At 63.6% G+C, this 22,282-nt stretch carries 25 protein-coding genes; 9 read left to right on the top strand and 16 right to left on the bottom strand.

The window, feature by feature from the left end:
- Positions 1–60: 60 nt before the first annotated feature.
- A complete protein-coding gene (locus tag FJ546_RS25740; RefSeq protein ID WP_140891878.1) occupies positions 61–294 on the top strand; it encodes a DUF378 domain-containing protein in 234 nt (77 codons plus the stop codon).
- A 189-nt stretch (positions 295–483) separates the two neighbouring features.
- On the opposite strand, the gene FJ546_RS25735 is transcribed toward FJ546_RS25740, so the two are convergent.
- Both FJ546_RS25735 and FJ546_RS25730 read right to left on the bottom strand, forming a co-directional pair.
- Positions 484–1,605 carry a PAS domain S-box protein gene (locus FJ546_RS25735; RefSeq protein WP_181168088.1) on the bottom strand — a complete coding sequence of 374 codons (1,122 nt, stop codon included), beginning with the start codon at positions 1,603–1,605 and terminating at the stop codon, positions 484–486.
- A 76-nt stretch (positions 1,606–1,681) separates the two neighbouring features.
- A complete protein-coding gene (locus tag FJ546_RS25730) occupies positions 1,682–1,921 on the bottom strand; it encodes a hypothetical protein (RefSeq protein WP_140891877.1) in 240 nt (79 codons plus the stop codon).
- Between the two features lie 272 nt (positions 1,922–2,193).
- Between FJ546_RS25730 and FJ546_RS25725 the strand changes: the two genes are divergently transcribed.
- Together FJ546_RS25725 and FJ546_RS25720 are read left to right on the top strand one after the other, a co-directional pair.
- On the top strand, positions 2,194–2,499 hold the full coding sequence (locus tag FJ546_RS25725; protein WP_140891876.1) for a hypothetical protein: 306 nt from the start codon (positions 2,194–2,196) through the stop codon (positions 2,497–2,499).
- Between the two features lie 163 nt (positions 2,500–2,662).
- Positions 2,663–3,667: an aldo/keto reductase gene (locus tag FJ546_RS25720; protein ID WP_140891875.1), complete on the top strand. Its 1,005-nt coding sequence runs from the start codon at positions 2,663–2,665 to the stop codon at positions 3,665–3,667.
- Between the two features lie 241 nt (positions 3,668–3,908).
- Here FJ546_RS25720 and FJ546_RS25715 read toward each other — a convergent pair whose 3' ends face one another.
- Entirely contained in the window at positions 3,909–4,208 is a 300-nt protein-coding gene (locus tag FJ546_RS25715) for a DUF1236 domain-containing protein (RefSeq protein WP_140891874.1), read from the bottom strand.
- Positions 4,209–4,420: 212 nt separating this feature from the next.
- On the opposite strand from FJ546_RS25715, the gene FJ546_RS25710 reads away from it, so the two are divergent.
- On the top strand, positions 4,421–5,104 hold the full coding sequence (locus FJ546_RS25710) for a DUF1236 domain-containing protein (protein WP_140891873.1): 684 nt from the start codon (positions 4,421–4,423) through the stop codon (positions 5,102–5,104).
- A gap of 125 nt (positions 5,105–5,229) precedes the next feature.
- Here the strand turns inward: FJ546_RS25710 and FJ546_RS25705 are convergent, their stop codons facing one another.
- From FJ546_RS25705 to FJ546_RS25675, 7 genes are all read right to left on the bottom strand, one after another.
- The gene (locus tag FJ546_RS25705; protein ID WP_140891872.1) at positions 5,230–5,460 is read right to left on the bottom strand and encodes a hypothetical protein; all 231 of its coding nucleotides are present in this window, start codon (positions 5,458–5,460) and stop codon (positions 5,230–5,232) included.
- Positions 5,461–5,569: 109 nt separating this feature from the next.
- Entirely contained in the window at positions 5,570–6,466 is an 897-nt protein-coding gene (locus FJ546_RS25700) for an aminoglycoside phosphotransferase family protein (protein ID WP_181168087.1), read from the bottom strand.
- A gap of 117 nt (positions 6,467–6,583) precedes the next feature.
- Entirely contained in the window at positions 6,584–8,572 is a 1,989-nt protein-coding gene (locus FJ546_RS25695) for an AI-2E family transporter (protein WP_181168086.1), read from the bottom strand.
- Positions 8,573–8,777: 205 nt separating this feature from the next.
- Complete coding sequence (locus FJ546_RS25690) at positions 8,778–9,851, bottom strand: D-alanine--D-alanine ligase family protein (RefSeq protein WP_140891870.1); 1,074 nt, start codon at positions 9,849–9,851, stop codon at positions 8,778–8,780.
- A 29-nt stretch (positions 9,852–9,880) separates the two neighbouring features.
- Positions 9,881–10,498: a C39 family peptidase gene (locus tag FJ546_RS25685; protein WP_140891869.1), complete on the bottom strand. Its 618-nt coding sequence runs from the start codon at positions 10,496–10,498 to the stop codon at positions 9,881–9,883.
- 123 nt (positions 10,499–10,621) lie between these two features.
- Positions 10,622–11,137: a hypothetical protein gene (locus FJ546_RS25680; RefSeq protein WP_140891868.1), complete on the bottom strand. Its 516-nt coding sequence runs from the start codon at positions 11,135–11,137 to the stop codon at positions 10,622–10,624.
- 211 nt (positions 11,138–11,348) lie between these two features.
- Positions 11,349–11,777 (bottom strand): VOC family protein, encoded by a 429-nt coding sequence (locus FJ546_RS25675; RefSeq protein ID WP_140891867.1) that lies wholly within the window; start codon positions 11,775–11,777, stop codon positions 11,349–11,351.
- Between the two features lie 336 nt (positions 11,778–12,113).
- Here FJ546_RS25675 and FJ546_RS25670 point away from each other — a divergent pair, with 336 nt between their 5' ends.
- Positions 12,114–12,368, top strand: coding sequence for a hypothetical protein (locus FJ546_RS25670; RefSeq protein ID WP_246686963.1), 255 nt, complete (start codon positions 12,114–12,116; stop codon positions 12,366–12,368).
- A 22-nt stretch (positions 12,369–12,390) separates the two neighbouring features.
- Here the strand turns inward: FJ546_RS25670 and FJ546_RS25665 are convergent, their stop codons facing one another.
- The 4 genes from FJ546_RS25665 to FJ546_RS25650 form a co-directional block, all read right to left on the bottom strand.
- Positions 12,391–13,578, bottom strand: a complete 1,188-nt coding sequence (locus FJ546_RS25665; protein WP_246686971.1) for a PLP-dependent aminotransferase family protein — start codon at positions 13,576–13,578, stop codon at positions 12,391–12,393.
- A 162-nt stretch (positions 13,579–13,740) separates the two neighbouring features.
- Positions 13,741–14,193, bottom strand: coding sequence for a GNAT family N-acetyltransferase (locus FJ546_RS25660; RefSeq protein ID WP_140891864.1), 453 nt, complete (start codon positions 14,191–14,193; stop codon positions 13,741–13,743).
- 188 nt (positions 14,194–14,381) lie between these two features.
- Complete coding sequence (locus FJ546_RS25655; RefSeq protein ID WP_246686962.1) at positions 14,382–14,714, bottom strand: hypothetical protein; 333 nt, start codon at positions 14,712–14,714, stop codon at positions 14,382–14,384.
- Positions 14,715–14,823: 109 nt separating this feature from the next.
- A complete protein-coding gene (locus FJ546_RS25650; RefSeq protein ID WP_246686961.1) occupies positions 14,824–15,321 on the bottom strand; it encodes a hypothetical protein in 498 nt (165 codons plus the stop codon).
- A gap of 103 nt (positions 15,322–15,424) precedes the next feature.
- Here FJ546_RS25650 and FJ546_RS25645 point away from each other — a divergent pair, with 103 nt between their 5' ends.
- Positions 15,425–16,021: a DUF922 domain-containing protein gene (locus FJ546_RS25645; protein WP_140891947.1), complete on the top strand. Its 597-nt coding sequence runs from the start codon at positions 15,425–15,427 to the stop codon at positions 16,019–16,021.
- 6 nt (positions 16,022–16,027) lie between these two features.
- Here FJ546_RS25645 and FJ546_RS25640 read toward each other — a convergent pair whose 3' ends face one another.
- Positions 16,028–16,561: an alpha/beta hydrolase gene (locus FJ546_RS25640; protein WP_140891863.1), complete on the bottom strand. Its 534-nt coding sequence runs from the start codon at positions 16,559–16,561 to the stop codon at positions 16,028–16,030.
- A 108-nt stretch (positions 16,562–16,669) separates the two neighbouring features.
- Between FJ546_RS25640 and FJ546_RS25635 the strand changes: the two genes are divergently transcribed.
- From FJ546_RS25635 to FJ546_RS25625, 3 genes are all read left to right on the top strand, one after another.
- Entirely contained in the window at positions 16,670–17,152 is a 483-nt protein-coding gene (locus tag FJ546_RS25635; protein WP_140891862.1) for an Lrp/AsnC family transcriptional regulator, read from the top strand.
- Positions 17,153–17,219: 67 nt separating this feature from the next.
- Positions 17,220–18,500, top strand: coding sequence for a cytochrome-c peroxidase (locus tag FJ546_RS25630; RefSeq protein WP_140891861.1), 1,281 nt, complete (start codon positions 17,220–17,222; stop codon positions 18,498–18,500).
- A 159-nt stretch (positions 18,501–18,659) separates the two neighbouring features.
- Positions 18,660–21,095, top strand: a complete 2,436-nt coding sequence (locus FJ546_RS25625) for an EAL domain-containing protein (protein ID WP_246686960.1) — start codon at positions 18,660–18,662, stop codon at positions 21,093–21,095.
- Between the two features lie 37 nt (positions 21,096–21,132).
- Here FJ546_RS25625 and add read toward each other — a convergent pair whose 3' ends face one another.
- Positions 21,133–22,125, bottom strand: coding sequence for an adenosine deaminase (gene add, locus FJ546_RS25620; RefSeq protein ID WP_140891860.1), 993 nt, complete (start codon positions 22,123–22,125; stop codon positions 21,133–21,135).
- Positions 22,126–22,282 lie beyond the last annotated feature (157 nt).

The following is a 22,282-nucleotide window of genomic DNA, read 5'->3' as shown; positions in this document are numbered from 1 at the left end:
GAAACCGCAAGCGTTTTTTTTAGCGGACGTCTTTTTGTCAGGCAACATCAGGAGGCGTTTATGCGCATCATGAACCTCGTCACCCTCGCCCTCATCATCCTTGGCGGTCTCAACTGGCTGTCCATGGGTGTGACCGGCTATGACGTAATCGGCATGGTCCTTGGAGGCGCCATGCTGGCCCGCCTGGCCTATGTGATCATCGGCCTTGCAGCCATATGGCAGCTCATGCCGGGCTTCCAGAGCTTCACCGTTGGGGAAGTCGATGCTGAAAGGCATCTCCCGCATCACCGGTGACCGGCAAGCCGGGGCGGCGGAAAACCTGCCGTCCCGGTTGGCAACGATGCCCTTTGGCGGGCGGTGTCCAGGCGCATCGCCTGATTATCGCTGGTCTTGAACAGTGCTGCGATTGCAATGGCGGTCAAAATCCTGCCGTTGCCTGACGAGAGATGACGCCAATCTCTTGTTACGGGGCATACGGGACGTTCAGATGCCGAACCCCAGCGCTGCGCCGCCGTCGGCTTCGACGCCGGCTTGCGGCACGATGATCGATGCCAACGGTGCACTGAGCCGCCAGCTGAGACGGCCGGGCGAGCGCTCCAGTTGAGCCGAACCGCCCAGCGACTGCGGCGCCACCCGCTGCAGGACAACGGTGCCGAACCCCTTGCGCGCGCTCTCCTCGCGCTCCGGACGGGGCGTGGACGTCTCGGTCCAGAGCAGCTGGAAGTCGCGTCCGCCCGATGCACCGACCCAGTCCTGGGGGCCGGAGCCTTGCGTGCTTGAGCCGATTGTCCAGCTGATCTCGACCTTGCCGTCTTCGCTGCCCAGCGCGCCATATTTGGCGGAATTGGTGCCAAGCTCGTGGAAAGCCATACCGAGATTCTGCACCGCATTCGACTGCAGCGTCAGGACGGGGCCGGAAAGCAGGATCTGCTCCTCGCGGCCGAAGGGCTTCAGATGTTCCTGGATCAGGTCGAACATGCTGGCGCCGGCCCACTCCGAGGTGACGAGCAGATCATGCGAACGCGACAGCGCCATGATGCGGGCGCGGATCAGTTCCTCGAACTCCTGCGGGTCGCTCGAGCGCTTGCTCGTCTCCCTGACCATCGACAGGATGACTGCGAACTGGTTCTTGACGCGATGGTTGACCTCCCGCATCAGCAGCCTGATCCGGCGCTCGCTCTCCTTTGCGGCGGAAATGTCGCGAGCGATCTTGGAGGCGCCGACGATCTCGCCATTGGCGTTCCTGATCGGCGAAACCGTCAGCGAGACGGAGATAAGCGCGCCGTCCTTGCGCCTCCGCGTCGTCTCATAACTCGCCATGCGTTGGCCACTGCGAACCCTGCTGATGATCTCGGTCTCCTCGCTCTTGAGGTGATCGGGGATGAGCATGAGGATCGACTGGCCGATGGCCTCCTCGGCGGTGTAGCCGAACATGCGTTCGGCCGCCAGGTTCCAGCTCGTGATGATGCTGTTCAAATCCTTGCTGATGATGGCATCGAAAGAGGAATCGACGATGGCCGCGAGGCGTGCGTCGGCGGTCGCGTCCTGTTTTTGTTTGTTTGTTGCGATGTCCGCCGTCGCCGCCACGATTTCGCTCATTGGCATGAGGTAGTGTGCATGCGGATCAAGACAATCTCCCAGGGCGCAATTCGCATGCGGCGCGCCACGGATGAAGCCGGCTTCACTCCGAAGGCCGATCGCTCGTCTTGCCGTCGCCGTTGGGCAGCACGCCGAACTCCTGCGACTTGACCCCCTGCTCGGCCGTCAGGAACCCGTCCGAGGAAAGACCGCGCCGCAGCAGCTCCCGGACCGCTGCCGAGCGGCTCGGCATGCGCCTTTCAAAGCGCCAGTTTTCCAGCGCCGCCAATTCGTCCGTGGTGAGCATGATCTGCAGCCGTTCGGGACGTTCCAGTTCAGTCATGTGCGCGCTCCTCGCTCAGGACTAAAAATACGGTAAGTTAGTATCTAGCTCATTCAGCTTATAATTAGGGTAGCGCTCGTGATGCGTCAAGACCAGCCAATGAGCCCTCCGCACATCAAACTCATGATGGCCATCGAACGCCTGATACACATTCCGGTAATTATCCTAACTAACTGATTTTATTTGATATTCCTAAAATTTTGCTTGCCAGGCCGACACCCCGGGCGCATGCTTCAACCTGAACAGAACACCGTTCCCTTTGGGAGGTTTCGATGCGGTACGATTACTCCATGCGCTTGCGCGATGACGTCAATTCAGTGGTCGAGAGGGCATTCAAGACGGCCGGCATCGTCAACATCACGGGGACGGCCGAGCGGGTCAGGATCATGAACCTGGCCGAGAATGTCGCCCTCGAGGACATTGAATATCTGGTTCTGCGGGCTGCCCAGCTGCTTGGCGCGGCAATCGAATTCGACACCATGAGCAGCGGGTTGGCGCTGTCTGGAAACGGGATTGTCGAGGGTGGTGAACCGGCGATCAGCCCCCTCATTCTTTCGCAGCCGGCCTCGATCCAGTGATGTCGCCCTGGTGCCGCGCCCTCCGGTCCGGCCTGACGCATGGCTCCGGCCTGGGCCTGGCCGGCACCCTTGATCACAGTCGATTGAGACAGCGCTGGACACCTATGGGAATTGAGCGCGCGCTCTATATGGTGCTGCAACCCCCAACCGGAGCAGCGCAGCCATGACCCTCGCGACACGAAAACTCGGCAGCCAGGGATTGAAGGTCTCGGCCATCGGCCTCGGCTGCATGGGCATGAGCCAGTCCTACGGCCCGGCCGACGAGGCCGAGTCCATCGCCACGCTGCACCGCGCCATCGAACTTGGCTGCACCTTCCTGGATACCGCCGAGGTCTATGGCCCGCACACCAACGAGGCACTGCTCGGCCGGGCGCTGAAGGGCAAGCGCGACCAGGTGACGATCGCCACCAAATTCGGCTTCCGCATCGAAAACGGCAAGCAGCTCAGCGGCGTCGACAGCCGGCCCGAGCATATCCGCGAGGTTGTGGAAGCCTCGCTCGTCCGGCTCGCCACCGACCATATCGACCTGCTCTACCAGCACCGCGTCGACCCTGATGTGCCGATGGAGGATGTCGCCGGCGCGGTCGGCGAGCTTGTGGCAGAGGGCAAGGTACGCTTTCTCGGCCTGTCGGAGGCAGGTAGCGCCAACATCCGCCGGGCGCATGCCGTCTTTCCCGTCTCGGCGCTGCAGAGCGAATATTCGCTATGGGAACGCAATCTGGAGCCCGAGATCATCCCGCTGCTCAAGGAACTCGACATTGGCCTGGTGCCCTTCTCGCCGCTCGGCCGCGGCTTCCTCACCGGCGATGTCAAGCGCGCCGAGGATTATCCGGAAGGCGACTACCGCCGCAACGATCCGCGCTACCAGGGGCAGAATTACGACGCCAATGTCGAGGCGGCCGGCACGGTGCGCGACATCGCGGCCGCCCGGCGCGTCAAGCCAGGACAGATCGCGCTGGCCTGGCTGCTCGGCAAAGGCGACGATTTCGCTGTCGATATCGTGCCGATCCCCGGCACCAAGCGCAGAAAATACCTGGAGGAGAACATCGCCGCCGCCTCGCTGAAGCTCGACGTCGCCGAAATGGCGGCGCTGGACGAGGCGCTGGCGCCGGGAAAAATCGCCGGTCCGCGCTATGGCGAGCGCGGCATGGCGATGGTCGATCGGTAGCTCGCTCCAGCGCGTTCATCGCAACCGGAATGCGGAAGCGGATGCTTTTCCGCACGCTCCCGGCAGTCTGCCGCTGAAGTCTCTTGGTGATGGCCCAAAGGCTCCCAGCCTGATGGCAGCTGCCCGCGAGGAATGGCCAGACAGACATTCTGCTGTCGCAAACCGTCGGCCCCCGTCAGCCTTCGAAGATCGGAGCGGCAAGGCCCGCCACTGGGAAGCGGCGGGCCTGGATGGGCTTGGATCACTGAATGATCTTGACGATCTTGCGTGTGTCAGGATCAACCACGACAGTTTGATTATCGACCACGACGTAGCGGTATTTGACGTTGGGAACTTCATGGAGTTCGACGGTATCGGGTAGAGCTGTGCCGACATTGAGTTCGACCCCCGGAAGCTTGACGGAAGCCAGCGGCTGCTTGTGCACATACTCCTTGATCACCGTTTCCTGCTCGGGCTGGATGACCACATCCTGAGCGGCGGCAGCGCCAAAGCCGGCGAGCAGCAAAAGTCCTGCCGCGGCAGCGGTAAGATGCATCCTCATGATTGTCTCCTTTCATTTGCAAGCCCTTGCGCGGGTTCGTGCAAGCACTTTGCGCGGGTTCGCAGCCACAACTCGGGCTCCCGCCGTAACGCCATCGGAAGTGGGTTGTTCCTTCAAATTTCCGCCTGTCGCTTTTGCCAATTCGCCTGGAACGAAATTTTTTCGTCGAGGTTTACCCCGCGAAGGGACTGATGCTTTCGAGGAGACCTCCCATGAAGCATATCTTGATCACCAGCATGCTCGCGCTCGGCATCGGATGCGGTGCCGCGGTTGCTCAGACACAGCCGGCCGAAACCCAGTCGGGCGGTGACGCCAATTGCGCGGCCGGCGCGGCCGACTGTCAAAAAGGCTCGAAGATGAAGATGGGCGAGCAGGCCCAAGGCAAGGCCAAGGCCCAGACGGACCAGCAGGCTCAAGGCAAGCCGAAGCTCAAGACCGACGAGCAGGCTCAGGGCAAGGCCAAGGTCGAGACCGACCAGGCCCAAGGCAAGGCAAATACGACCACCGATCAGCAGGCCCAGGGCAAGGCCAAGGTCCAGACGGACCAGCAGGCCCAGGGCAAGGCAAATGCGACCACCGATCAACAGGCTCAGGGCAAGGCCCCGACACAGACTGATCAGGGTTCGACCGCTTCTATCAGCAATGTGACGGTCGAACAGAAGACCCAGATCACCCAGGTCATCAAGGAGACCCGGGTCGAGCCGGTGTCCAATGTCGATTTCGACATTTCGGTCGGCGTCGAAGTTCCACGGCACAAGATCCGGCTGCATCGTCTGCCGGCGCGCATCGTCAAGATTGTTCCGGCCTATGAAAGCTACGAGTATTTCGTATTGGCCGACGGTCGGATCGTCATAGTCGATCCAGACACGTTGAAGATCGTCCTTATCCTGACCTGACTTGGGCCAACGCCCTGAAACGCCCGCCACATCCAGGTGGCGGGCGTGTCCATGAAATCTGCCGTTGAATCAATTGTGGAGGCTGCCATGTGCTGGACAAGGCAGGGGATTGAGCAGTCCGGGCGTCAAAGCTGGATTTCAGCGCCTGCCTGTTCGTCGAACAAAACCGAGCAGCCTCGTGCAAGCGCTACCTTGGAAAGGGCGTTCGCCACCACATCGTCCGGTGACACGAAATCGCCGGTCAGCACCCGCAACTCTTCCACACCTTCAGCCATCGAGACAAAATTTCCAACCACGCGATCGTGCTTGCAGGCCTCGACCACGTAAAGCAGATCGACCAGTTCGAAGCTGCGCATGTTCAGCCTCCAATAGAAATCGTCCCTTGCAGGATCATGAAACGCGTTGGCGGAGCGTAATGTTCCGACAGACCCGAGTTAGCTCTAGCTCGCCGTCGGCTACCAGAGATCAGATGTCAGGATCGTCGAGAGTGCGAGCGAGCGTGCTGCGCCCCAGCGCGCTCATGGCGGGGTTGGTGCCACGGTAATACCAGACGAGACCCATGGCCTGCTGGAACGCCCAGGCAGCACCGCGCTTCCATAGGAGCTCCTCGACCTGAAGGCCGCTCCGAAAGGTCGCCCTTCGCTCGCGGTCGAGAAGATGCCACGCGACCACCAGATCCAGCGACGGATCGGCCGGCCCGAAACTGCCGCCATCAAGCACGCCGACAAGACGCTCGCCCTGCACGAGAAGGTTTGCCGGGATAAGGTCCTTGTGGCTCATCACGACAGGACCGGCGGCGGGCATCTCCCGCAACCGAGCCCACAAATCGCGCAGTCTGGCCACATCAAGCAGGCCTTCGCTGTTTTCAAAGCAAACAGCCATCCAATCGTCATGATCGGGGAGATGTCCGCCACGTCCTTGTCCGTCGAAGCGCCGGCTCCGTGTGTCCGCCTGGCGTAACGATGCCACGAGGCGTGCAAGGTCAAGCGCGAACATCGTCGATCCACTTAGCCCGTGCGGCGTGGCGACCTCGCCTTCGATCCACGTTTGCAATGCCCATGGCATTGGATATCGAGGACCGGGCTCGCCGAGGCCAATCGGTTGCGGCGTCGCAAACAGGCAATGTTCGCCGATCTCGACCATGGCAGCGGCCTCCGACCGAAGCATATCGGCGCATTCGGCCGGGTTCATCGCCCGCGGCGGGAAGCGCGCAGCGCTCTTCGAGCCAATGCGGAAGATGGCGTTGACGGTTCCCGACGATCCGACCGAGGTGATGTCCGCATGACGATATTGGGGAAACTGATCGACGATCATCTGGCGGGCGATATCGATGTCGATATCCACCTGATCGTCATGCATCATGAGTTTTCGTCCTGCCGGGCATGATCCGCTGGCGCCGTCGACCGGGATGAGGCGCAAAGCCAGTATAAGCGCCTTTACCGGTAGGTCGAACCAGCTCGCAGCGATCGGCTTCCGCCCCTAGCCCGCCGCCGCGGACGGCACTTTCCTTGGCGCAGCGCGCGGCCGGCGCATGCGCCGTTTGGCGACGAGCTTCAGCGCCACCGGCGGCTCGTTCGACAGCGCGCCTGTCACGGCGTCGACCATGCCGTGGGCGACGAAATCCGCGTTGATATCCTGGGCGAGCTTGGCCGCCGCTTCCTTGTCCCCGTTGCCGGTTTCCGACCAGAACACGATGCCCACCCGCAGTGCCGCCTTCGCGCGCTTCAGCCGCCGGACCAGGAAGCGGGCGTGCTTGACGGAATCGCGGTTGAGGAAGCCGACCACCACGGTGCCGATGGTCTCGAGCTCGAGATGGCGGATGCCGGCGGGTTCCATGTCGACGAAGTCAGCCTTCGACGCGGTCGCTCCCTGGACCTCCAGCACCTGCGCCAGCATCGCCGCGGCGGCATCGTCGAGCTCGCCGCGCCCACCGGCGCAAAGCACCGATAGACCACTGCCGTCGGGCAGCTCGACCTCATCCTCGTTGGCGACATCGCCGCGCTCGCCCCCTTCCCCGGCCACATGCCGGCTTTCGTCCTCGGCCGCTTCCTCCTTGGCATCATCTTCGAGATTGGCCACCAGCGCGAGCGCGCTGGCCGCCACCTGCCGCCTTTGCAGGTCGCCCATGACGCCACGCACACGGTCGCGCTCGCCCAGCAAAAGAGCCGGGATGGCCACCTTGTCGTAGAATTCGACCAGATATTTTTCCTCGAGCATTTCCTCCGCGTGATCGGTGGCTTCGTCCGGGTCGCCAGCCAGGAGCCGCTGGTAGAGCCGCGCATGCGGTTCCAGTACCGGCTCGTTGCCGAACAGCACGTCGAGGAATTCAAACTGCGGCACATGCCTGCCCAGCACCACGAGGCAGACGGTGAGCGGCGTCGACAGGACGAGCCCGAGCGGCCCCCACAGCCACGTCCAGAAGATGGCGGCAACGATGATCGCCAGCGATGACAGCCCGGTCCGCGAGCCGTACAGCCAGGGCTCGACGACATTGCCGGTGACCAGTTCCATCACCACGAACAGGGCCGCCGTCCACAACACGAGCGACCAGCCGGGTGCCACGGCCAGCGCCAGGAACAGCGGCAAAAGCATGCCGATGGCCGGACCGATATAGGGAACGAACCGCAGCGCCAGCGCCAGCAGCCCCCACAACAGCGCATTGGGAATGCCAAGGACCCACAGCCCGATCGTAATCGGTATGGCATAGAGGATGTTGACCACCAATTGCATGAGCAGGTAGCGACCCACGCGCTTGGCTGCATCCTGAAGCGCCTCGGTGGTGCGGTGAAGGTCGCCATAGCCGACAAGCCGGATGAAGCGATCGCGCAAATCCTCCCGCTCGAGCAGCATGAAGATGACGACGACGATGACCAGTCCGGCCGATCCCAGCGGGCTGATCAGCGGACCGACGATGTTCTGCAGGACCTCGAGCGGCCTTTCACGCGCAACGATCTCGACCGGCACCGGTTCGCGCGGCGGCTTGTCGGGCGTGGCGGCCGGCAGCGTGGCGTCCTGCCGGTCGATCTCCTGGCCGACACGCTCGACCACGCTGCTCAACCTGGCGATGATCCCGCCCCCGACGCCGGTTTCCTTGAGCGAGCGGATCTTGGCTAGGATGTTGGTCTGGTAGACCGGAATGTTCTGCGCCAGCTCGCCGACCTGCGTGGCGACGACGAAGCTGAACAGGGCAAGGGCCGCGAAGGCGCCGAGCACACTGGCGATGACGGCGGCGATCCGGGGAATGCCGATCCGTTTGAGCGCCGAAACCAAAGGCGCCAGCGCGAAGGTCAAAAGCAGCGCGATCGCGATCGGCAGGAACACCTCGCGGCCGAAATACAGCGCCGCCACCGTCGTCACGGTGGTCGCCACATTGGGCAATGCGGTTCGCGGACGAGGCGCGGCGGCCGAAAGAACATCGTCCAGCCCATGCGCCTCGGACGCCGTCCCGTTTCGACGATTGGCCGCCACTTGCTGTCTCCCCCTGCCAGCGCCATGGTCTGTCATATTGAGCCGGCGTGCAACATTTGCCGGCAGACCGCTGGTTACCCTTCAATTCCGGGCGGGTCAGTATGTTCCCTGCGGCCCGAGGCAATGGAGAGAAGGATTTGTCCGCTTGTCGGGATTCACGCTCCAGGGCGGACGGCAAGCCTGGCGTGACGCTGCGCTGGGCCGATCAGCGCGCCGCATGCCTTGCCAGAGCGTGCTCGATCAGCACGTCGATCACCTTGCTGTAGCCGATGCCGGCCGCGGCAAGCGCCTTGGCGTACATCGAGATGTCGGTGAAGCCCGGCAGCGTGTTGACCTCGTTGACCAGCAGCGAACCGTCGGCGCGCAGGAAGAAGTCGACGCGCGCCATGGCCTCGCAACCGAGCGCCCGGAAAGCCCGCGCGGCCATCTCGCTCGTCCTGGCAACGACATCCGCCGGGACATCGGCGGGCACCTTGACCAGCGCGCCGTCGGCATCGAGATATTTGGCCTCATAGGTGTAGAAGCCATGCTTGCCGGCGGGAATGATCTCGCCCGGCAGCGAAACCGTCAGCGAGCCGTCGGCCCGCTCCAGCACCGAGCACTCGATCTCGCGGCCGTCGACGAACTCCTCGATCAGCGCCTTGCTGTCATAGCGCAAAGCGGTTTCGACCGCCTGCTCGAAGCCTTCCCTGTCATGCACCTTGCTCACCCCGAAGGACGAGCCCTGGCGCGCCGGCTTGGCGAAGAAAGGCAGCCCAAGCGCCCCGGCAGTCTCCTGGAACGAACCGACATCGCCTCTCAGCACAGTGACCGAGCGGGCAACGGCAAGCCCCGCCTCGCGCAGCAGCCGCTTGGCGACATCCTTGTCCATGGCGGCTGCGGAAGCCAGGATGCCGCAGCCGACATAGGCGACATCGGCAACCTCGGCATAGCCTTGCACCGAACCGTCCTCGCCGAACGGCCCGTGCAGCACGGGAAAGACGACATCGACGGGGTCAGGCTGTTCGCCATTCTTGGTGAGAGCCACAAGCCGGCCCTTGCCGCCGGGCAGCAGCGCGACCTCCACGCCGTCCTCCGACACCGGAGCCCCTGCCCCGTCGGCGCCAGCCTCGGACGAAGGCTGCAGCCGCCACCTGCCGTCCCTGGAAATGGCGATCGGCACCACCTCGTAGCGCGTCCGGTCGATCGCCTTCAGCACATTGGCGGCCGAGAGCCGCGACACGTCATGCTCGGCCGAGCGCCCGCCATAGAGGATGGCGACCCTGATCCTATCCTTCATTGAAAAGCCTTCATCGAAATCCCTCGAAATCAAATGGTGACGGCAATGCCGCGATTGGCAAAGAAACGGTCGAAATCGGCTGGCGCCAACACTGCGTTGGCCTGTGTGGCGCCGGTATGGCCGGATGGGTTATGAAAGCGAAAACCGTCCTGCGACGCCGCGGTGACCAGCACCAGATGGCCGCCCTTCGACGGCGGCTCGCGCTCGGGCCAGCGGATCGAACTGCTGACCGAGGCGATGAAGAAGCGTGACTGCCTGAGGATCGCCGGAATGTCCGACGTCGCGACATTGGTCATCACCTGCGCCTCCAGCCCGAATTCCGCCTGCATGAAGGTGACGAAGGGTGCGTAGATCAGGCCCTTGATCGAGCCTTCGTTGACGACATAGCCGCCATACACGGTGCAGCGTCTGGCCAGTTCGATCGTCGGCACGATCTCGCCGCGCGTCGCCAGGATCATTTTCAGGCACGCCATGCCGCAGATGTTGGCGGCCCAGACCGCGTATTCGTCTGGTGTCTCCGCGCCCGACCCTTGCCATAGCGGATCGCGCCGCAGCGCCACTTCGGCGCCATCGGCGAGCACGGCCAGCGTCATGTCAGGCGTTTCCCACTGGCTGAAAAACGGCACGGCTTCAGGCAACGGGTTCATACGGATTCTCGGATAGTTGGTACGATCTCGTATACGAGGATACGAGATCGTTGGAAAGCCGCTTGGGCCTCCATACAACGAAAACCCTGACGGGCAACGCTCCGGCGCGCAGCGCCGCCCCGCCTACTCGGCCTTCGTCCAGCCGAAGACCAGCCAGGCGTATTTCGATTTCTCGTCGGGCTCGGCGGTGTAGGTCATCTGGATATCGCCGTCCTTGGCGTAGATGTCGAGCCTGGGCGCCGTGTCCAGCTTGAGCCACAGCGAGCTTTTGCTGAAGGACCAGGTTCCGCACCAGACGCAGGCGCCCGACGCCGGGTCACCCGGCTGATGGAAATTGTAGCGGCCGTCCGCCGTGATCTCCAGATAGTCGAACGCGCCGTAGAAGGCGGTCACCGTCTGCTGAAACTCGGCGGCCGCCGCTTCCTGTTCGGGCGTCGGCGCATCCTTCATGTCGCGCGGCGGGCGGATGGCTGAGCCGCTGAGCTTCCATTTGCCGACAAAGTCCTTCTTGGTCGGAAGATATTCCTCCTGAGCCTGCGCCGATGAAATATAAGAAACTGGAAATATGCTTGTCGGCAAGATGGCTCCGCCCGCAAGTAAAAGCGTGGCAGCGCGGATTGCCCTGGTCGATTTCTGCATGAAATATATTTCTCCACGATGGGAAAGGATGTCTCGGTCCGGCGGGAATTTATGGCACACCTTGCCTGGACGCCGATTCCCGCCGCCTTTGCACGGTTAACATTGGGGCCATCGATCTGGCAACGACAGGGACGCCGTCAATCCGCGTTGGGCCAGGGCGCGCGCAAAAATGCCGCCGACCGGCGGCTGCGGCTGCGTTTGATGGAAGTCCCTAGAAGGTGATCTTCACCGAAGCGACGCTGCGCGTATGCGCACCGTGATGGACGGCCTCGATGTTGTTGCCGTCGGGGTCAAGCAGGAAGGCGGCGTAATAGCCGGGATGATAGGGCCGCTCGCCCGGCGCGCCATTGTCCGTGCCGCCGGCCGCCAGCCCGGCCTTGTAGAAGGCATCGACCATCGCGTGGTCCCTGGCCTGGAAAGCCAGATGGTGTCGGCCGGTGAGTTTTCCCAGTGCTGCCCGGCTGTCGGCGCTGGAGATGAACAGCTCGTCGGACCAGAAATAATCCTTGCCAGTCCCGCCGATCGGCACGCCGAGCACCTGCAAGACCGCCTCGTAGAAACACCTGCTGGCGGCGAGATCCCTTACCACCAGCTGGATGTGGTCGATGAGCCGGCCGCGATGCAGTTCCTGGGTTTCCACGAAAATTCCTCCTCGCAACGGTCCAAATCTAAATTCGCTTGGGGCGCCGTCAATGCGGGCGGGCGCAGGCTACTGACAGGCGCTGCCTTCCGGCGCCGTCGCCGAAAATCCCGCACCTAGGTCCTTTGCAAATGAAAAGCCCGCCGGAGAGGGGGAAACCGGCGGGCTTTGGAAAGCCTCGTTGAAAAGGCTTCGGATGTCTGCGGGGGATCAGACGCCTAGGAACAGCTGTCGGCCGAGGAGGTTCCACGCCGATCTCTTTTCGGGAGAAAAATTCTCCTGACGGGAACTTTCCGATCAAACCGCAGTTTCGTGGCGCGGCGGGAGGAATCACGATTGGATTGTTTTCAGAAACTGGAGGCGCTTATCGACAGCGCCGGGGCCGGCGACGTCGAGGAGGCAAATACCTTGCTGCGACGCTTCAAGGGCAAATCGCAGGCGGTCGCCACGGCAATGGACGAGTTCATGCTCGACTTCGTGACATTGGTCTTCGTCGTCGAGACCGGCGAGGAAGATTTTGAAAAACCACTCCGCAAACTGGCGCGCACCAGGCTTGCGATACTCAGGCATCTGGTCACCGTGACGGCGTAGAAATGCCGCTTCCGCGACCGGCCTACCGCTTCAGCAGCGCCGCCAGCCGTGGAATGCCCTCGGTCACGGCGCGGCGGTCGGCCAGCGTGAAGGACAGCCGCAGCGTGTTGCGCCCGGTGCCATCGGCGTAAAAAGCGTTGCCGGGCACGAAGGCGACGCGCGCCTCCTTCACCGACCGCGCCAGAAGCTCGGTGGCATCGGCGCCTTCCGGCAGCGTCACCCAGACGAACATGCCGCCTTCCGGGCGGCTCCAGGTCACGCCCTCCGGCATGTTGGCTTCGAGCGCACCGAGCAGGCCGTCGCGGCGCTCGCGATAGGCGCCGATGAGTTTGTCGACCTGGCCGTCGAACACGGATTCGGCGACACGGTGCATGACCAGCTGGTTGATCGACGGGCTGTGCAGATCGGAAGCCTGCTTCATCAGCACCAGTTTTTCCACCACATGGCGCGGCGCGCAGACCCAGCCGACGCGCATGCCCGGCGACAGGATTTTCGAGAACGAGCCGCAATAGAGCGTGCGCGCCTTGTCGATAGAGCCGCAGCGCGCGCAATCGAGCGCCAGGATCGGCGGCACGCCCTCGCCGTCATAGCGCAGCGCCCGGTAGGCGGCGTCCTCGATGACGGCGATGTCGAGTTCGCCGGCAAGATCGAGCACCGCTTCGCGCTGCTTCCTGTCCAGCGTGTTGCCGGTCGGGTTGGCGAAGTCGGGCACCAGGTAGGCGAACTTGACCTTGCCGCCCCCTCTTGAAAAAGTGCTGGGCGCGGCCGCCGCCGCGCGATAGGCGTCCGGCGTCATGTTGCCGCCTTCCGGTCGCAGCCGGTCATAGCGCGGCTCATAGGCGTTGAACGCCTGCAGCGCGCCGAGATAGGTCGGCCATGTCACCAGCGCGGTGTCGCCCGGCGACAGGAACAGCTTGCCCAGATAGTCCAGCGCCTGCTGCGAGCCGGAGGTGATGAAGATGTTGGCCTCGTCGCAGGCGACGCCGAGCTTGCCCATCTGCCCGGCGATCCAGCGCCGCAACGGCAGATAACCTTCCGACACCTGGTATTGCAGTGCAGATCCAGCCTCCGCACCGCCCAGCACCTCGGCATAGGCATCGCGGATCGCCTCGGCCGGAAACAGCGCCGGATCGGGAATGCCGCCGGCGAAGGAGATGATATCAGGCTGGTCGAGCAGCTTCAGCAGCTCACGGATTTCGGAGGCCTTCATGCGCGACGAGCGCGAAGCCAACAGGTTCAAAAGGGTCAAGAACGCCTCCCCGACGATTTTCATATAGGTCAATGTAGCTGACCTATATCCGCTTTGTCAGGCAATTTGAATAGTGCCTGAAAGCCTTCCGCTATACGCCAGTCAGGGGCGGAACGGATGCGCCTAAAGGCTCTTCTTGTAGCCAATATGGCTGCCGGTGAAGCCGAGGTTTTCATAGAAGCGGTGCGCATCCGCCCGCCCCTTGTCGGTGGTCAGTTGCACGAGGCCGCAGGCGCGCGACCGGCATTGATCGATCGCCCATTCGACCATCAGCCGGCCGATGCCGCCCGAGCGCCGATGGCCGGCGACGCGAACTGCCTCGATCTGCCCGCGCCAGGCGCCCTTGCGCGACAGCCCGGCAAGAAAGGTGACCTGCAACGTGCCGATCACCTCGGCTCCGTCCACGGCCACCGCAAGCAGCTGGTTGGGATCGGCATCGATGGCGTTGAAGGCATTGAGATAGCCTTGTGCCAGCGGCAAGGAAGCATCCTCGCGGGCGGCGCCCAGAGGATCGTCGGCCAGCATGGCGACGATTGCCGGCAGGTCGGAGGCTTGCGCCTTGCGGAAGGTGATCATGGCGCCGGGATAGCGTGGCGGGGTGGCGGCGGCAAGACGGCTTCTTCCTTGCCCCCTTGTGGGGGAAGGTGGATCGGGGTGTTCCAGCGGAGTGAGGCGTTGGTGTTTCCAGGAGCACCCCGAACTCGCTTCGCGAGGCCACCTTCTCTCACAAGGGGAGAAGGAAGAAGCGCTAGTTACCTTCGCTCTCATACACCCTTTGCGTCTTCATCAGTGGCCGGTCCAGCCTTTCCCCTTCGGCATATCCAGCCAGATTCCCCGGCCGCTCTATGCCGGGCAGCAGTCTCGTGCATGGCTCGGCCGCGCCGATCACCGTCCGCACCGGGATGACGCCGGCCCCACACCGGATGGCCATAGTCCTCCTCGTCGTCGCCGATGCCCTTGGCGCGCACCTTGGCCGATGCTTCCTCGATGCGCATGCCGATCACCATCGTCGCCTTGGCTTCCTGCGCCAAGATCGGCCGCAAGGTTTCGCTGCGGCCGGGATAGGAGCGGTCGACGACGTCGGCCAGCGCCTTCATCTTTTCCTCCGGCTCATCAACAATCCATCCCCTTCCTTCGTCATCCGGGGGTCTGCGCCGCGTCGCTTCGCTCCTTGCGTCGCCCTAGGGATGGCGAAGGCGTTGGTCATCAATCCGCATCAACGGCGGGCTTGGCCTTCCCGCACTGCGCCAGCACTTTGCCTATGGCCCCCTTCGAACCCTTTCCCGGAAAACTGGTCGAACCATACTTGGCCGAACTGACCGACACATCGCCCTTCGATCGCAACAGATCGAGCAGCGGATCGGCTTTCTCCAGGTCCACCACGAAGTAATTGTACATGGCCTCCAGCTGCAGCGTCCTGGTCACCGTCTTGCCGTCGGCCTTGAAATCGAACGCGCCGCTGAGGTCGGGCTCCAACTGCTGGCCGCTGGCACCGAGATCGTAGCTCAGCACCGGTTTGTCGAAACAGGCCAGCATCAGATGCGCGTCGCCTTTTGGTCCGCCGCAGACCGAGGCGGTCAGCACGCTGCCGCCCTCGTCCTCCTCCATCTTCGCGCTCCAGCCGCTGCACGACCCGGCAAAAGCCGGCTGCGCGGCCTGCAGCACAGCCACTGCACCGGCGACGACGAGATATCCAGCTCTCATGAGTTCCCCCTGACAATTGCGGCATCCGCCGGCAGCATATAGGAAAAGCGAGCCGGTGGCATTGCCCGGTCCAGCACGGCCGTTCGGTCCAGCCTTGGAGAGCATTGTGTCGAGAGTTCGTCTGTGTCTTCTGCTGGCCGCCCTGGTGGCCTTGCCTGTCACCGCCCATGCACAGTGGAAGCCGCTCGAGAAGGTCGAGACCTACGCCATTTCGGGCCAGTCCGGGCCGGACCTCTATCGCTCGATCGGCGAGAACGGGCCGAATGTCGGCGTCGCCCGCGCCATCGCCCACACCAATTTCAAGCTGACCTGGACCAGGGACTATCAGGCGCGGGCCGGAGCCTGCGTGCTGGTGTCGGCCAAGCCGAAGCTGGTCATCACCTACACCTTGCCCAGTCCCTCCGCGCCGCTGCCGCCTGCCATCCAGAAGAACTGGGAGGTTTTCCTCGCCGGCGTCAGCGCCCATGAGAAGGTGCATGGCGCCACCATTGTCGACATGGTGCGCAAGATCGAGGCGGCGACCGTCGGCCTGACAGTTGCCGACGACCCAAAATGCAGCAAGATCCGGACCGAGATGACCAAGCGCCTGTCCGCGCTCTCGCAGGCGCAGCGCCAGGCAAGCCGCGATTTCGACCGTGTCGAACTCGGCCCGGGTGGCAATCTGCAGAGGCTTATCCTTGCCTTGGTGAATGGCGGCTGAGCGCCTTCAAGCCTCGCAAACCAGACCGTCGAGAAGTTTGAGACCTTCCGGCCAGTCGCTCAGGCCGCTTTCGGCATTGATGTGGCCGAACGGGCCGATCACGGCCAGGCGGCTGCCCCATTGCGTCGCCCGCGCCTCGGCATACTCCTGCGAGCCATAGGGGTCGTTGGTGCTGGTCACCACCAGCGAGGCAAAGCGCAGCTTGCCCTGCGGAATCCGGGCGAAGGCCATGCCATATCCGGGAAAGACCGCCGACGCCGGATCGGGAACGCCGACCAGCAAGGCGGCCTTGACGGGCCTTTGCGAAATCTTCTGCCAGTGCGCGATAAGCAAGCAGGACAGGCTGTGCGCAACCAATACAGGCGGCTCGGGCGCCGCGATCACGCCAGCCTCCAGCGCCGCCAGCCAGTCGGTGAAATCGGGCAGGTCCCAGCTTGAGGGCCGGAAGCGCCCCATCGCCGGATTGGCGTCTTCCCAGCGCGATTGCCAATGCGCCGGGCCGGAACCGCCGCTGCCCGGCAGGATGATGAAATACGTCATGTCGCCTTGCTCCTATCGATTACGGCTGCATGGTGGCGGCTTGCGCTGGCATCGGGAATGGGAAACCATCGGAAAAGTCATTTCCTCGCCGATGGATTCAAGGTGACCATGAAGACCAGCGATGAGCGCGCGCCGCTCGACCCGACCGACATCGCCATTATCGAGGCCATGCAGGAGAACGGCCGCATCGGCATATCGGAGCTCGGCCGCCGGGTCGGCCTGTCGCAGCCGGCAACCTCCGAGCGCGTGAAACGGCTGGAGGAGCGCGGCGTCATTGCCGGCTACACCGCGGTGATCGATCCGGCCGCGCTTGGCCTCGGCATGATGGCCATCATCCGTGTGCGCACCACGCATGAACAGATCCGCCCCTGTCTGAAGCAGTTCGCCGAAATGCCCGAGATTACCGAGGTGCACCGGCTGACAGGCGAGGACTGCTTCATCCTGAAAGTGGTCGTCCCCTCGCCCGCCCACCTTGAAACCATCGTCGACGCCGTCGCGCGCCATGGCGCGGTCACCACGGCGCTGGTGCTGCGCAGCGAGACGCCGAAGCCGATCGGCCGCGAGCTGATCCGCGCGAACACGGTTTCGTGAGGGCTGAACAAGTGATCAATCCGTTGCAGTGCGAACCTAACTGCTGAGCGAAATGGACCTGGAATTCATGACCACAGGACGAGGCAAACGCCTGATGATCGCTGCCGCGGCCGCATCGTTGTTCGGCCTTGCCATCGCTTTGCCGGCAAGCCTTGTCCGCGCCGGACCAGGCAGCGTGCACCCTGGCCCGCTATCGCGCGCCGATGCCTTCGCCAGAGCCGAGGCGCTGACCGCGCTTGGCCGCAAAATGTTCTTCGACCCCGCTCTCTCCGCCTCCGGCAGGCAGGCCTGCTCGTCCTGTCATGACCCGCGCCACGCCTTCGGTCCAGCGTCGGCGGCACCCGTCGAGATGGGGGGTCCAAACCTCGACCGGCCGGGCGTGCGCGCCGTGCCGTCGCTGCGCTATCTCCAGGCGGCGCCTGCCTTCACCGAGCATTTCTACGATTCCGAGGACGAGGGCGACGAAAGCGTCGACAATGGCCCGACCGGCGGCCTGACCTGGGACGGCCGCGCCGACCACGGCAAGGAACAGGCGAAAATCCCCCTGCTCTCGCCCTTCGAGATGGCCAACAAGGATGAGGCCGCCGTCGCCGCCGCCTTGCGCAAGACCGCCTATGCCGGCGACTTCAAGGCGGCCTTCGGCGACGACGTGTTCGACCACGCGAGCGATGCCTTCGACGCCGCCGCCGAGGCGCTCGGCACGTTCGAGCAGGGCGCTGCCGACTTCTATCCCTATTCCAGCCGCTACGACGCCTTCCTCGCCGGCAAGGCGCAATTGACGGCTCAGGAACTGCGCGGCCGCGCGCTGTTCGAGGACGAGACCAAGGGCAATTGCGCCAGCTGCCACCTCAGCGAACCGGCCAATGACGGCGAGCCGCCGCAATTCACCGACTTCGGCCTGATCGCCATCGCCGTGCCGCGCAATGCGGCGCTTCCCGCCAATGCCGACCCCGCCTATGCCGATCTTGGCCTGTGCGGCCCGCTGCGCAACGACTTCAAGGCGCGGACCGAATATTGCGGCCTGTTCAGGACGCCGACGCTGCGCAACGTCGCGCTGCGCAAGAGTTTCTTCCACAATGGCGCCTTGCACACGCTGCGCGACGCGGTCGCCTTCTACGCCAGCCGTGACACCGATCCCGGCCATTGGTACCCTAGGAATGCCGACGGCACGATCAGAAAATATGACGATCTGCCAAAGGCTTACTGGCCAAACTTGAATCAGGATCCGCCCTTCGACGGCAAAAAGCCCGGCGACAGACCGGCGCTGACGGATGCCGAGATCGACGACATCGTCGCCTTCATGGGCACGCTCACCGACGCCGACCAGCAGGCGGCGCCAGCGAACTGAACCGCCTTGCCCGGTTTGGCCTGTTCGCCGGTGGATGGTGCCTCGATCTTGCCGGATTGGATGCGCCGCAACGCCTGGGACCGGTAAAGAAAGACATATCCCATTAGCGCTTCCTAAACTGCCTTGCGGTATTCCTCGTCACTCGATGGTGGGACGCAGATGAACGCATTCAGGCGAGCGGCCGGGTTTGTTGTGATCCTGTTGACCGGCGCGGCGACGCTGGCGGCGTTGCATATCGATGCCCAGCGAAACTTCGCGCTGGCCAAGGAGCGCTATGTCGAGAACTCCCAGGCAGCTTCCAGGGCGACGGCCAAGACCGTCGAAGACGCCTTGCGGGCCGTCTATGAGAATGTGCGGACCTTGACCTATCTGCCCAGCGTGCGGAACCTCGACCGGCACGGCACAAATCTGGGCGACGAAGGCCGCGCGACAATCCAGCAGATCTACAACAACCTCGCCAACAATGTCTCGATTTCCGAGGTCTACTTCCTGCCGCTGGATTTCAACCCGGACCGCTTCGATGCCGCGACCAGCAAGCTGGAGGAGCCGATCCTCCAGTTCGACCAGTTGATCGTGAATGCCAAGGCGAGATCGCAGGCCGCTGCCGACGCGAAGCGCGGAAAGTTGGACCAAAATGCCCTGATCCGCCCTCCGGAGGAGATCGAGACCTATGAATACCGCGAGCTGGGCAAACAGCTCGCCTGGCTGAAGGCGAACTATCCGAATTCGAGCGCCATTGACGGGCTCAACGTGCCGATCATCGGCACCAAGGAGCTCATCACCTGCGACAACACCGATTTCATCCAGACCGGCAATGATGCCGACCGCTCAGGCTTCATCCTTTCGGTCCCGGTCTTCGGCCAGGATGGCAGCCTGCGCGGCTCCGTCTCGGCGATCATGCTCACCTCGGCGCTGCGCAAACTGTTGCCGGGCAGTGACTATGTCATCGTCAATTCAGCCTACGGCTTTGAATCCGACCAGCACAAGATGTCGACGGCCCTGGCGGTGGATTCCCGTGCCTTCACGGCGGCCGACCCCAAGCTGATCTATTCCGAAGTCATTCCGCTCTCGCTCAACGATCCCAGAAGCGCATGGCGTCTGTGGGCCGGGTTCCCCAACAGCCGGTTCGACAACAACCTGGACGTCCAGTCCGTGCGTGAATTCGAGCTGGCCGGTTATGCGGCGGTCGCGATGGTCACGCTGCTGGCGCTGGCCTGCTGGTACGCGATCGGGCGCACGATGTCGATGCAGGTCGAGGCCGCCGAGACCCTTGAGCGTCGGGTCGAGCAACGCACCGCCCAGATTCAGCACCTCGCCACGCACGATATTCTCACCGGCCTGCCCAACCGAGGTCTCCTGGCCGACACGATGGACGAGGCATTGCGAAGCCTCAGGGACGACGAGAAGCTGGCCGTCCATTGCGTCGATCTCGACCGTTTCAAGCCGGTCAACGACACGCTCGGCCATCCGATCGGCGACGAGCTGCTCGGGGCGGTGGCGAAGCGGTTGAAACATCATGCCGGCGAAACCGCCATGGTGGCCAGAATTGGCGGAGACGAGTTCGTCATCCTTCAGCTCCTGCTCGACGGCAACGACGAGGCCGGCGTGCTGGCAACCCGCGTCATTCATGCCCTGTCCGACGAATTCTCCATCCAGGGCCACAAGATCAACATTGGCGGCAGCATCGGCATCGCCGTCTTCCCCGACGACGGGCAAAATTCGGAAACCCTTATCCGCAATGCCGACCTTGCCTTGTACAAAGCCAAGATGGAAGGCCGCGGCACCTGCAGGTCGTTCGAGCCGGGAATGGACGCAAGACTGCAGGAGCGGCGCCAACTCGAATCCGAACTGTCGCTCGGCGTGAAGAAGGAACAGTTCGTTCTGCATTATCAACCGCTGCACGACGCAAAGACCTCGCAGCTCACCGGCTTCGAAGCGCTGGTGCGATGGAACCATCCGCGCCTCGGCCTGCTGGCGCCGTCGGAGTTCATCCAATTGGCCGAGGAGACAAGCGCCATCGACGCGCTTGGCGAGTGGATCTTGCGGCGTGCCTGCGCCGACGCCGCGAAATGGCCCCAGCCCGTCAAGGTTGCGGTCAATCTTTCGCCGGCCCAGTTCAAACAGCAGGGGCTGTCGCTTCAGGTTGCCGCGGCGCTCGCGGCCTCAGGCCTGCTGCCGTCGCGACTCGAGCTGGAGATCACCGAGTCGGTGCTGCTGGCGAACAACGAAAATACGGTGAGAACGCTACACAGCCTCCGCGACCTTGGCATCTCCATAGCCATGGACGATTTCGGCACCGGCTATTCCTCACTGAGCTATCTCAGGTCGTTCCCGTTCAACCGCATCAAGATCGACCGCAGCTTCGTCAGCCTGATGTGCGAGAGCAGCGAAAGCCGGGCGATCGTCAAGGCCGTCGCCGAACTCGGCACCACGCTCGGCATGACGACGACCGCCGAAGGCGTCGAAACCGAGGACCAGTACAGGCTGGTCAAGGAGAATGGCTGCACGGATGTCCAGGGCTGGTATTTTGGCCGCCCTATGCCGGTCTCCGAGCTTCATGCGCTTTTCGACCAGCCGGAAGCCCTGACCGCGTAATCTGCCAGAGGGCACGATGGCGAAATCGGCAGCGGCGCTAGCGCCGCCAGGCCGCCAGCTCGGTCAGGATGCGCGCCTTCAGCACCGGGTCGGCATAGCTCGACTGCACCGATGTCGCGGCGAGCTGGCGGATGGTTTCGTCGTCCCAGGCGAAAGCCTCGGCGCAGGCCGCGTAGGAGGTTTCGAGCGTGGTGGCGAGCAGCGACGGGTCGTCGGTGTTGATAGAAACCGGAACACCGGCCTTGCGCAAGGCATCGATCGGATGTTGCGCAAGCGAAGGATAGACGCCGAGCGCCAGATTGGAGACCGGACAGATGCCCAGGGGAATCTGCCTCTGCGCCAGCAAGTCGACGAGCTCCGGGTCCTCGATCGCCCGCACCCCATGGTCGATGCGGTCGGCGCCCAGCAGGTCGATGGCGTCGCGAACACCTTCCGGGCCGCTCGACTCGCCGGCATGGACGGTGCGCCGCAAACCCGCCGCGCCGGCCCGGCGAAACGCCTCGGCAAAGCGCGGGCCGGTGCGGCCGGCAGCCGCTTCGTTGCCGTCGATCGACAGGGCGACGACGCGCCTGTGCCTGATCCCGCTCAGCAGATCCACCAGCTCGATCGCCTCCGCCGCCGACTGGGTGCGAAGCAGGCTGACGCAAAGCCCGACCGGCGGGTGCCCATCCTGTTCGGCGGCCGCAAAACCGGCGTCGAACGCGTCGACCATCCCCGCAATGTCCTTGTGCCAGTGCGGCCAGTGCGTCGGATTGACGATGACGTCGGCGTAGCGCACGCCGCTTCGGCCCATGCGCTGCGCGAACTTGTAAGCCGTGGTGGCGAGTTGCTCGCGCGTACGAAAGGTCCCGCACAACCAATCGAGCATCTCGAGGAAGTTCTTGAGGTCATGGGCTTCGAAAAGCCTGTCGCGCGGCGCGCGCAGCGGAATGCCGGCTCGCTGGCAGTTGCTGATCACATCGTCGGCCTCGAAACAGCCCTCGATGTGGATGTGCACTTCGGCTTTCGGCAGTCCGATGAAATCGGTCAATGACGCCCCCTTCTTGGCTGGAATCATCAAACCATGAAACGGCTGGTGCCGGCTTCAAGAAATGATTGAAAGAATTGCGTATCGGCCGCGAGAGTGGCAGCGCCTCCCCGGTTCCTCGCCCCCGCTTGCGGCTCGGCGAAGCCGAGACGGAGCGGGG

This window comes from Mesorhizobium sp. B2-4-19 (genome assembly GCF_006441315.1).
GTDB lineage: Bacteria > Pseudomonadota > Alphaproteobacteria > Rhizobiales > Rhizobiaceae > Mesorhizobium.
This window is presented reverse-complemented; position numbering and strand designations above follow the sequence as displayed.

Bases quoted from the DNA above. Each gene is read 5' to 3' on its own strand.
- FJ546_RS25650 (WP_246686961.1), bottom strand. From the start codon at position 15,321: ATGAGAGCTGGATATCTCGTCGTCGCCGGTGCAGTGGCTGTGCTGCAG.
- FJ546_RS25635 (WP_140891862.1), top strand. From the start codon at position 16,670: ATGAAGACCAGCGATGAGCGCGCGCCGCTCGACCCGACCGACATCGCC.
- FJ546_RS25700 (WP_181168087.1), bottom strand. From the start codon at position 6,466: ATGATGCATGACGATCAGGTGGATATCGACATCGATATCGCCCGCCAG.
- FJ546_RS25715 (WP_140891874.1), bottom strand. From the start codon at position 4,208: ATGAGGATGCATCTTACCGCTGCCGCGGCAGGACTTTTGCTGCTCGCC.
- FJ546_RS25725 (WP_140891876.1), top strand. From the start codon at position 2,194: ATGCGGTACGATTACTCCATGCGCTTGCGCGATGACGTCAATTCAGTG.
- FJ546_RS25740 (WP_140891878.1), top strand. From the start codon at position 61: ATGCGCATCATGAACCTCGTCACCCTCGCCCTCATCATCCTTGGCGGT.
- FJ546_RS25680 (WP_140891868.1), bottom strand. From the start codon at position 11,137: ATGCAGAAATCGACCAGGGCAATCCGCGCTGCCACGCTTTTACTTGCG.
- FJ546_RS25660 (WP_140891864.1), bottom strand. From the start codon at position 14,193: ATGATCACCTTCCGCAAGGCGCAAGCCTCCGACCTGCCGGCAATCGTC.
- FJ546_RS25730 (WP_140891877.1), bottom strand. From the start codon at position 1,921: ATGACTGAACTGGAACGTCCCGAACGGCTGCAGATCATGCTCACCACG.
- FJ546_RS25710 (WP_140891873.1), top strand. From the start codon at position 4,421: ATGAAGCATATCTTGATCACCAGCATGCTCGCGCTCGGCATCGGATGC.
- FJ546_RS25685 (WP_140891869.1), bottom strand. From the start codon at position 10,498: ATGAACCCGTTGCCTGAAGCCGTGCCGTTTTTCAGCCAGTGGGAAACG.
- FJ546_RS25690 (WP_140891870.1), bottom strand. From the start codon at position 9,851: ATGAAGGATAGGATCAGGGTCGCCATCCTCTATGGCGGGCGCTCGGCC.
- FJ546_RS25735 (WP_181168088.1), bottom strand. From the start codon at position 1,605: ATGCCAATGAGCGAAATCGTGGCGGCGACGGCGGACATCGCAACAAAC.
- FJ546_RS25655 (WP_246686962.1), bottom strand. From the start codon at position 14,714: ATGAAGGCGCTGGCCGACGTCGTCGACCGCTCCTATCCCGGCCGCAGC.
- FJ546_RS25625 (WP_246686960.1), top strand. From the start codon at position 18,660: ATGAACGCATTCAGGCGAGCGGCCGGGTTTGTTGTGATCCTGTTGACC.
- FJ546_RS25640 (WP_140891863.1), bottom strand. From the start codon at position 16,561: ATGACGTATTTCATCATCCTGCCGGGCAGCGGCGGTTCCGGCCCGGCG.
- FJ546_RS25630 (WP_140891861.1), top strand. From the start codon at position 17,220: ATGACCACAGGACGAGGCAAACGCCTGATGATCGCTGCCGCGGCCGCA.
- FJ546_RS25665 (WP_246686971.1), bottom strand. From the start codon at position 13,578: ATGAAGGCCTCCGAAATCCGTGAGCTGCTGAAGCTGCTCGACCAGCCT.
- FJ546_RS25705 (WP_140891872.1), bottom strand. From the start codon at position 5,460: ATGCGCAGCTTCGAACTGGTCGATCTGCTTTACGTGGTCGAGGCCTGC.
- FJ546_RS25720 (WP_140891875.1), top strand. From the start codon at position 2,663: ATGACCCTCGCGACACGAAAACTCGGCAGCCAGGGATTGAAGGTCTCG.